The organism is Clostridium sp. AF34-13 (genome assembly GCF_003477845.1).
GTDB classification, from domain to species: domain Bacteria; phylum Bacillota; class Clostridia; order Lachnospirales; family Lachnospiraceae; genus Butyribacter; species Butyribacter intestini.
In genome coordinates, this window is record NZ_QUEB01000003.1 from 79,494 (window position 1) to 89,799 (window position 10,306).

The 10,306-nt window shown below is 30.3% G+C and carries 8 protein-coding genes; all 8 read right to left on the minus strand.

Translation table 11 applies throughout. The features are described from left to right. Positions 1–225: 225 nt before the first annotated feature. Entirely contained in the window at positions 226–1,536 is a 1,311-nt protein-coding gene (locus DWZ63_RS03625; RefSeq protein WP_182431436.1) for a sensor histidine kinase, read from the minus strand. A 2-nt stretch (positions 1,537–1,538) separates the two neighbouring features. Beyond that, on the minus strand, positions 1,539–2,255 hold the full coding sequence (locus DWZ63_RS03630; RefSeq protein WP_172794174.1) for a LytTR family DNA-binding domain-containing protein: 717 nt from the start codon (positions 2,253–2,255) through the stop codon (positions 1,539–1,541). Between the two features lie 321 nt (positions 2,256–2,576). Then, positions 2,577–3,155 (minus strand): accessory gene regulator B family protein, encoded by a 579-nt coding sequence (locus tag DWZ63_RS03635; protein ID WP_055945128.1) that lies wholly within the window; start codon positions 3,153–3,155, stop codon positions 2,577–2,579. A gap of 196 nt (positions 3,156–3,351) precedes the next feature. Continuing rightward, complete coding sequence (locus tag DWZ63_RS03640) at positions 3,352–5,055, minus strand: AAA family ATPase (protein ID WP_118498755.1); 1,704 nt, start codon at positions 5,053–5,055, stop codon at positions 3,352–3,354. Positions 5,056–5,218: 163 nt separating this feature from the next. Next, on the minus strand, positions 5,219–7,126 hold the full coding sequence (locus tag DWZ63_RS03645) for a leucine-rich repeat domain-containing protein (protein WP_055945133.1): 1,908 nt from the start codon (positions 7,124–7,126) through the stop codon (positions 5,219–5,221). 257 nt (positions 7,127–7,383) lie between these two features. Further along, positions 7,384–8,553, minus strand: a complete 1,170-nt coding sequence (locus DWZ63_RS03650; RefSeq protein ID WP_147353195.1) for a hypothetical protein — start codon at positions 8,551–8,553, stop codon at positions 7,384–7,386. 97 nt (positions 8,554–8,650) lie between these two features. Beyond that, complete coding sequence (locus DWZ63_RS03655) at positions 8,651–8,830, minus strand: hypothetical protein (RefSeq protein ID WP_055943116.1); 180 nt, start codon at positions 8,828–8,830, stop codon at positions 8,651–8,653. Between the two features lie 154 nt (positions 8,831–8,984). Beyond that, positions 8,985–10,229, minus strand: coding sequence for a hypothetical protein (locus DWZ63_RS03660; protein WP_147353196.1), 1,245 nt, complete (start codon positions 10,227–10,229; stop codon positions 8,985–8,987). Between the last annotated feature and the right edge of the window lie 77 nt (positions 10,230–10,306).

Consider the following 10,306-nt stretch of genomic DNA (forward strand, 5'->3'; position numbering starts at 1 on the left):
CACCTAAATAATCCTATTGCAGAAAATAGTTTTTACTGTCAAAACATATGTAGAGCATCATTTTTCACCTTCCGCATTTGTTTCCGACATCATCTTTATAATAACTCACATATTCTATTTTTCAATACCGATTGCATAATTCGGCAATTTTACGACACATTTCGGCATTTTTTATATTATTTTTCTCATTTTCATGCCATAATCTTATGGTATCCGCAATAAAATTCAGCTAGTCAAGCTATGTATTTGTGGAATTATAATAGAAAAACAAAATTCATTATCACTACATTCTATATTATAATGACCCTCATTTTTTTCCACTATATTTATTATATTTTTTATACCACATCCATGTATTCTCTTATTTTTTTTATTTGTGACAATATGATTTTTATCAAATTTATATCCGTTAGGAACTGAATTTTTTACACTTATTATAGTATCTTTAGCATCATTAAATTTAATTTTTACTTTTATCCTCTTCTGTCCATTGCATTTTTCACAGGTTTCAATAGCATTATCTATCAAATTTGATAAAATCGTAACTATGTCTGTATCTTTTATCTGATTTTCTGATAAATTCTGCAACTGAAATACCATAAGAATCTCCTTTTTCAGTGCTGTTCTATATTTCTGATTGAGCACCGCATTTATTATCGCATTTTTTGTATCTATGCAATCTATCCTATCATCAAGATTTTCTGTTATATTTTTTAAAAATGTTTGCGTTTGAGCATATTCACCGTGATTTAACATTTCTAATATACAATCTATTTGATTTTTAAATTCGTGAATTTCCTGTCTTTGAATCTCATAATTTTCAGATACATATTGATAATATTCATGCTTAGACTTTATATCGTTTTGCAATAATTTGCTCTCACTTATTTGCTTTTCTCTCCTCACTACATTCTCTATCAAAGAAAAAACAATAAAGTTCATTACAGCCAATAGTGAAACAATGCTTAAAACAACATTATTGTGCAATGTTATATCATCACAATACACCAACATTCCGACTATTATAATTATTGTCATTAATGGAAAATATAAATATTTAAGCCACTCAAATTCATTTATAAGATACTCACTGCCCCCAACTGCAAACTTTCTTTTTATATACATTATCAATGCTATCATTATCATTCTGGTCAATAATGTTTTGTAATAAATACCAACTACATCGTTTTCTGCCATCCCCGCTCCCGCTTCAAATATATTCCCAAAGAATGTAAGAATTATAGCATCTAATAAAGTCAAAATACACATAAATGATGCACTCATAAATACGGCACGCCATAATTTCATATTATTAATAAATTTCACCCAAAAAGACATACATAACACAACACACATTATTTTAGCTATCACAAAGTCATTTAATACGCAATCTATTCCATATATTCCCAATGTCAATGTTATTATAGATAGCACACATACATATTGTTTTTTATTTTTTTCTGCAAATATTTCTATAAAATTTTTCAAACATAAGATTTCTATCGCAATTATCACAAAATTTAATATGTATTCCATTTCTACTCTCCCATATATTTGCATATAAGCTTTGCTACCTCATTGTATCTTGCCCTCGGCACTGATATTTGCTCACCTGACTTTAATTCTACTTCATACCTTTTATACCCAGTCACACAATGCATATTAACAAGAAAACTCTGATGTACCCTTTCAAATCCGTATAATTTTAATTCTTTTTCATACATCGACAGTTTTCCATACATTTCATACTCAACTGTTTTTTGGTTTTCATATACAAAAAAAATCAGTTTATGCTTTCTGCTTTCTATATACAAAAGTTCACTTATATCTATTGTTCTTTTTTTATCTGTAAATGAAAATATCATTTTTCTTTTTTCATTATTTTTTCTTTTTATTATAGACGATAAACTTTCCTCTATCCCAGCAGTTAAAAGTTTGTTTTTTAATACATAACGAACCGCTTCGTATTTATATCCCTCTGATGCATATTGTATATGTGCACTCACATATACAATATATATATCAAAATTCATATTTCTTATTTCTTCTGCAACTTCCATCCCATTTTTTTCATCCATTTCAACATCAAGAAATAAAATGTCTGTACTTTTTAAATCACTTTCTTTAAGCATTGTCTTTCCCGAATTGTATGTTTGAATATTTACAGGCAGATTTATTTTCGCAAAATAATTTTTCACAATACTATATATTTTATCTGCATATTCTTTTATATCATCACAAATTATTATATTCATATTTCTATACTTTTCTCCCTTTTCTTTCATTGTATCATAAATTTGTGCAAGTTTTTTGCACATAATGGAGTTTCCATAGAAACTTCTAAATAAACATAATAATTTATACAATATAATAAAGTTTCATTAGAAACTCTTAATATGAGCACTTTTGTACTCATTATATCACAAATTCGCAAAGTAAGTGAACTTGTTCTCTTATGCTGAATTTATTAACAACAACATGATACAGCACAAAATATGACAAATGCGAAACATTTGGAGTTATTATGCCACAAATCTTCATAAGAAAAAATACATATAAATACTTCTAATCTAAATCTATTCCTTTATTTCCTGCCCTATAAGCTTTGCAATTACAAGCAATACAGAACAACATATTACAGCTTCACAACATAGTGCAATATAAATTTTCTTAACCGTTAATATATAAGAAATCATAATAATAAATTCTATTATCAAAATAGTCTGTCTTGTCTGTTCTTTGTTATACTTTAATTCCTCGGTTGTTAAGTCTAACTCCGGATTATTCACACATCCTATTACCATCACAATAACTGCACATATTAAATTTATTATAAATACCAGCCAAAAACATCCTTTTATATTAAACATATTATTTAATTCCGTCATTCCTATAACAAGTAATACAGAACCTATATAACACTTATAAAAAGTGTTCATATGTAATCCACCTGAATGTTTTCTTATTAACATACAAAAAATGTAAAAAATGAGCACTTGTAAAACATCGTTTCTTAAATATCCATATAACAATATTGTTATAAAAACAACTGCCTTTTCAACAAAACATTTTACAATATACTCAAATACTTCTTCTTGTTCTGATGATACTTCCGCAAATTGTGCAATCTTACTACATAAATTTGAAATCATCATTTTAGTCCTCTTTTCTTTTTTTTATCATACTATCTCATAAAATTTAATAATTCAATATACATTGCACATTCCAGCAGTTTTACAACACAATTCGGCAATTTTTATATAAAAATCAGACAGCATATGCCTTCCCTCATATATGCTGTCTGAATTATCTTCATTTTTAATATTTTTATTTTACAAATGTCAAGTTTATCTACTGTCCGTCTATCAACACCTCTTTACTTTTAAATGCAAAGCCGTAATGATGTATGTTTTCCTTGTTTACTCCACGGTTTATCAGTTCTGCATCATAATTCTTTTCTTCTATCTGTTTTAATGCAGCTTCAACAGTTTCTTCAAGTGAGTTCTCTTTTCTTGGATTTATCACTTTAAATTCTATAACTATTCCCGGATATTTTTGAGTCTGTTTGTCTTTTGGTTCAAGCATTATATCATAGCGTCCGAAACCGCTCTCACGGTTTGAAGTTATGATATAGTTTTCTGACTGGTCTACCATAAGCCCTAAAACAAAACCGTGGAAAAACCGCTCAGGCTCTTCGTCTGATGGTACATTTCCCGTGTCAAAGTAACTAATAGTTTTTAATGCTACTTTATTCATATAAGCATTCATACTTTCTATATCTCCACATATGAGAGCTTTTATAAATTCATTTGTCTCATTTTTTGCAGGACTGAACCAGCGGAGTATCATATCCTCAAACATTAGCTTTATCTCAAAATTTGTGAGTGCGAGTTTATACATTACCGATTTTGTACGGTCACCTGTAAGTTTATCTGATGATATAACCTTAAGATAACCGCTCGCAAGCATAAGACTCCACACTGCATCTTCCGAATAATCAAGTTGCGAAAATACTATCTGCTCATCTATCGGTACACCTATTGTTTCTCCTTTTAGAAGCGTTTCCATCATCATTTTTATATATGAACTACCTGTTTTCACTAAGCTGTTTATCAAACCGTTTGAACTTGAGTCCGCCCAGTATGTTTTATAATTTTTCTCATCAAGAAAGTTAATTATTGACCACGGATTATAAATATCTTTACTTTTTCCAAATGTAAATCCATCATACCATAACTTTACTTTCTCTTTTTCATCTGAAAGTCCCTGCTCATCAAGTGCATCAAACACTTCCTTTTCCGTAAATCCAAAACATTTTGAATATTCCCCGCTGGTAACAGTAATTACTTTAAGATTATTTAAATCTGAAAAAATACTCTCTTTCGATACTCTCGTTATACCGGTCATTATCGCTCGCTCCAAATACGGATTTGTCTTAAATGTTGAATTAAAAAGACTTCTTGTAAATGCAACAAGTTCTTCCCAGTATCCATTTACATATGCCTCCTGCATAGGTGTATCGTATTCATCAAGAAGAATGATTACTTTTTTTCCATAATATCGGCTGAGATAATTGGATAAATCATTAATAGCTTCCTGTGCTGACTCGTCACTCATATCATAGTCAAGTTCTCTAATGTGTTTTTTCTCAACTTCTGTCAATCCGTCCCAATCTTTTAAAAAAGCATATTTTTGAAATTCATCACATATTATTTTTTTTATCTTTATAATTGTTCCTTTGTAGCTATTCTGTTTTATATTTGCAAAGCTCAGAAATATCACTGGATATGTTCCCTGTATTTCACGATATTTCCCATCTTTCCATATCTCAAGTTTCTCAAATAATTCCCCTCTGTCCGCATACTTATTTGAGAAAAAACAGTTCAACATACTCATGTTTAATGTTTTTCCAAAACGGCGTGGTCTTGTTATAAGTGTAACCTCATCTTCACTCTCCCACCATTCTTTTATAAAACCTGTTTTGTCCACATAAAAACAGGTTCTCTGTATCATTTTCTCAAAGTCCTGAGTTCCTATACTTACCGTTCTTGCCATATCCATCCTCCTGCTATATTATATGTGCTCTCGTTGTAAACTCCGGTTATTTTCTATTGTGTTATTTAGCTACATTCTAACATTTGGACATATTTCTGTAAAGGTAACAGCTCGACTCTGAAAAAACAAATATTAATACTCAAAATGACTTATTTTTCAAACTTTATTTAAATCTATATCCCATAAATTCAACATACCTGCTCATATCTTTAAATGTCAAAAATTCAATTTCCTCATCACTTTCTCCCGCTGCCGCCTGTATTCCCGTTAATACTTCAACCGCATCTTTCCCTTTTGTAGCCGATGATATAACCGTATTATGAGCCTTGTTCAAGTTCCCCTGTAAACAAATATCCGAAACATCTTTTCCAAGTTTTAAACTGCTTATATTAAGTGTTTCCGCCGCTTTTATCCTGAATGTATCTACACCATCTTTCACCGTAATCTTTTTAAGAGTCGCACATCCCGATATATCCATATAAATCCTGTCACAATTTTCAGAAATCGTAAGTCCGGTAAGTCCTCTTGCCTCTGTAAATGCAAACATATCCATCAATGTCGTTTCATCTGGTAATGTATAATTACCTTTTTTCTCCTGCGGATAAACATAAAGCTTATTCATGTCCTTACTAAATAATACTCCGTCTTTTGACACATACAATAAATTTTCTTTTTCTACGCTTATGTCCGAAAGACTATTATTTGCAATATTGTCCTCTGTCTCTCCAAAAAATCCATTTAAAATTCCTGTTATATCATTGACTGTTGCAGGCATCTTATAACTTGTCATTTTACCCGGTAATAACATTATCTTTGTTATATCCTTGTCATATAAAACACCGTCAACTGTTACAAAGTATTGATTTTGTGAAGATATATTTATCTCTGAAAATGAATTTTTTGTCAGAACATTTTTATATCTGTCATTTATCATATCCAAATAAACTATGCTCTCGACCTGCGGTGCAAGTTCTAAGCTGCTTTTTCCAAAAGGCATTACATAAAGTGTCTTGTAATCTTTTGAATATAATGTATCATCATATATTGAAAAATATTTATTACTTTCAGACAATGTCACTTTTTCAAGAGATTCTAATCCACTATACTCCACATATGAATCAACACTCTGCAATTCCGGTGGCATATTTATCCTTTTCAGATTTGCACATTTATCAAACCACCCCATATCAACAGCATAAATATTTTTTCCAAATGTTATTTCTGTCAATCCTACGCTATTACTAAATGCTCCCGCACAAATATCGTCAACCGTATCAGGTAATATATATCCGCCCTGTTTTGTGCCGGGATATGCAACCAGTCCTGACATATCTTTTGTAAACAATACACCTTTATTAGATGAATAATCTATATTGTTTCCTGCTACAAAAAATTCCTTTCCGGCACCGCTAAACGCATAATCCTCTATTTCACTTACACCTCTTGGAATGTAAATCCTGTTCAGACTGCTGCACTGCTTAAATGCTCCTGTCTTAATGTTTTTCACATTATCCCCTAGTTTAATGTTTTTCAGACTATGGCACTTTTCAAAACATCCGGCAGGTATAGTCTGTGCCTTGCATTTCCATGTAATATTTTTTAATCTGCTGCACTCTGAAAATGCTTTGGTACCCACATATTTTACATTTTTTCCCATGTTTAACTGCTCAAGAAAATTGTTATTTGCAAATGCATATCTTACTACCCTTGTCACTGTTGATGGAATAGTAAATTTTTTGTTTTGTTTCATTGCCGGATAATAGTACAGTATTTTCATATTTTTACTGTATAAAACTCCATCTTGTGCTTTTAAATATTTATTCTTTTTTGAAACTTTTACTGAAGAAATATGGTTATTAAAAAAATAAGCATTATTTTCGGCTACTCCCTTTGCTTTACTGCCTATTTTTAATGTACCTTTTCCTCCAAAATTTATATACCGACTGTTTTTATTCTGCTTTGCCACCACTGCTGCATCTGCATTTTTTGCTCCTATGTCATTAAATAAACCTGTTGCAGCGACAGAAATACTTAGTGATAATGCAAGTAATTTTTTTAATCTCGTGCTCATAATAATTCCTCCCTCCCAGTGTGTAATCATTGATATTTCGCCAAATAATTTATTTAAATTTCAATCTACATTATTTAACTGAAAATCATTGATACAGTACACTAATAAAATATCTGCCTTATATTTTTATAATTGTTCTTATAATATAAGACAGATATTTTCTAAGATTGTTGCAATTATTTCAACTTTTCATAACACACTTACGGTCGGGCAGTTTTTACGATTCGCTCTGCTATCTGTCCTTGCTGCCCTTTTTATTACCAACATTCAGGTATTTCATAATCGGTAACAACATAATTTGAAAAAACAATTCCAGCCCAAAGATTATGGTTATCTAGTCTTTTTATATTAGGAACTATGCCACTTTTACTTGAAATAAACTCCACCTTTAAATTATTATCAAAAAGCAAATACATATTTTCTATATCTTTTTCTGTCTTCTGCTCCATGTTGATTTTCAATATATCAAATTGATTGCCACCAACACACACTTTATCTAATTTCGTATATTTTTCTAAAGCTAAACTTTCTAAAGCTGTTTCTTTCACAACAATCTCTTTTAAATTATCTGTTTCCGGCATTTTCAGTTGTTTTAATCCTCTAAGACCTTCTAACCCTAAGCTGTTAAGTTTATCATTTGATGATAAATCAAGCTCTGTAAATTTCTCTCCTGCCTGCTCAATATCTATTACTCGTAAATTTTTACATTTTGAAACATTTATCTCATTGAGATTTTCAAAAATTGTATCATCTTCCACATCTACATTTTTGAGAAAAACACATTCCAATGTAGGGTTATTTCCCAAATCGAACTTTTTCAGTTTACTCATTCCCCAAAAAGAACCAAAATATTTTATTTTTTTAAACCGCGGCAAATCAATTTCTGTAAATGTATCTGTAGACTCAAGTGACATTCCTCTAATATATCCATAATCATCCCATTCTATCCATTTGTCATGCAGAAAATCATCACCGTCTGCATACCAGTTATTTCCCATCTCCTTTGAACTTTTTATAAAACACTCCTTATAAAATTTCGTGAGCTGTTTTACTTCTGACTTTTTAGGTGCCTGTTTTTTTACTGTTATATCATAAGTAGTTTTTTTCTTCCCCTGTTTTGCCTGCAACTTTGCACTTCCAGATTTTTGTGCTTTTATCTTTATTTCTCCTTTGCCTTTTTTTATCACCGATATATTCTGCTTTCCACTTAAAATACTCCATACTGCCTTTTTCTCACTTTTTGGTGCTTTTATCGTTTTTTTCTGTGCAACCGTTACTTTTACTTTTTTTACATTCTTGCCTTTAACCTGTTTTGTTTTTGATACTGCTGCAGTCACACTTCTCATTCCAACAGCAGTAAAAATATCTGTTAAAGCTAAAGAAACGCTCAATGATAATACAAGTAATTTTTTTAATCTCATGCTCATAATCATTCCTCCCTCCCATGTAAAAACATCTGCCTTATATTTTTATAATTGTTCTTATAATATAAGACAGATATTTTTGTGTTTTGTTGCAGTTATTTTATTTATTATGTAAATCATTTGCCCTGACAAATTTTAAAATATAAGCACCTGCTGCTCCACCTTCATCTAAAGGAGACTCTTTTAGCAATTCTATTGCAGTCAATAAATCTGATAGCTGTTTCGCATTGTCTTTTCTTTCCTCCAAAATATCATAAGAAGCTATAAGCCATAAAGCCAATGTTTTAGCATCATCAGAATTTTTTTATTTTTTTATCTTTAAATACATTTTATTTAATTCTTTAAGTTTTTTATGAATGTTTCCCTATCAACTTCATTTTTTCATTCTTATACCTGTTTTTTGATAAAAATTTAATCATTTTTACTATCCCAATCTACAATAATTTAAAATATATTTTTCCATTTTTTTCTATAAACTTAACACATTTTTTCAGAAATTTCAATCCGCCATCTATATATCCTAAATATTCGTATTCATATCTTACTTTTGGAACTTCCGATATTTCCCTGTTCGCAACAAATCTCACGCTCGTTTCTCCTTCAGTGGAACCTACTGCTATGTCAAAGTCTGATATTTCTTTATTTGTTTTGTTCCCTAATGATATTGTCACACTTTGAGGATTGCATCCCATAATTCCTATTTTCTTCATATTAGTACAATTACTTAAATCTAATTCATTTATTCTTGAACCATTCATATAAAATTCTTTTAAATAGTCTGTTTTAGGCATCTTCAACTCGTCAAGCGGAGTATCAGAGATATTAATTGTTTCAATTTTACAGTTACTTGATAAGTCTAATTTTTTTATATTGTATGTCATTCTAACATAAAAATTTTCAAGATTTTTGCACCCTGAAACATTTATTTCTTTTAATTCAGCATATTCCTGCTCGTCCCAATATTCCCCGTATCCCTGTTTTAAAAAGAAATATTTCAATGTCGGATTATTTCCTAAGTCAACGCTTTTCAAACCATTTCCGGTAACTGAACCAAAATACTGTATCTTTTTAAATGTTGGCAGTTTTACATCTGGTTCTATATCATATCCTATAAAATATGGTGTTGTTATTGACATACTGTCCAAAACAATCCCCTTTACATATCCGTAATCATCCCATAATATCCAGTCTGAGAACCATTTTAATTTTGTAACATCACTGTTTTTTCTCCATCCCCAATCATATGGTGACTCTTCCTGTGCTTTCCAAAAACAATCTATATATAATTTTCTAAGCTGTTTTACTTCTGATTTTTTAGGTGCCTGTTTTTTTACTGTTATATCATAAGTAGTTTTTTTCTTCCCCTGTTTTGCCTGCAACTTTGCACTTCCAGATTTTTGTGCTTTTATCTTTATTTCTCCTTTGCCTTTTTTTATCACCGATATATTCTGCTTTCCACTTAAAATACTCCATACTGCCTTTTTCTCACTTTTTGGTGCTTTTATAGTTTTTTTCTGTGCAACCGTTACTTTTACTTTTTTTATATTTTTTTCCGTAGTCTGTTTTGTTTTTGATGCTGCTGCAGTCACACTTCTCATTCCAACATCAACGAAAATACCTGTTGAAACTAAAGAAACACTCAATGATAGTGCAAGTAATTTTTTTAATCTCATGCTCATAATCATTCCTCCCTCCCATGTAAAAACATCTGCCTTATATTTTTATAATTGTTCTTATAATATAAGACAGATATTTT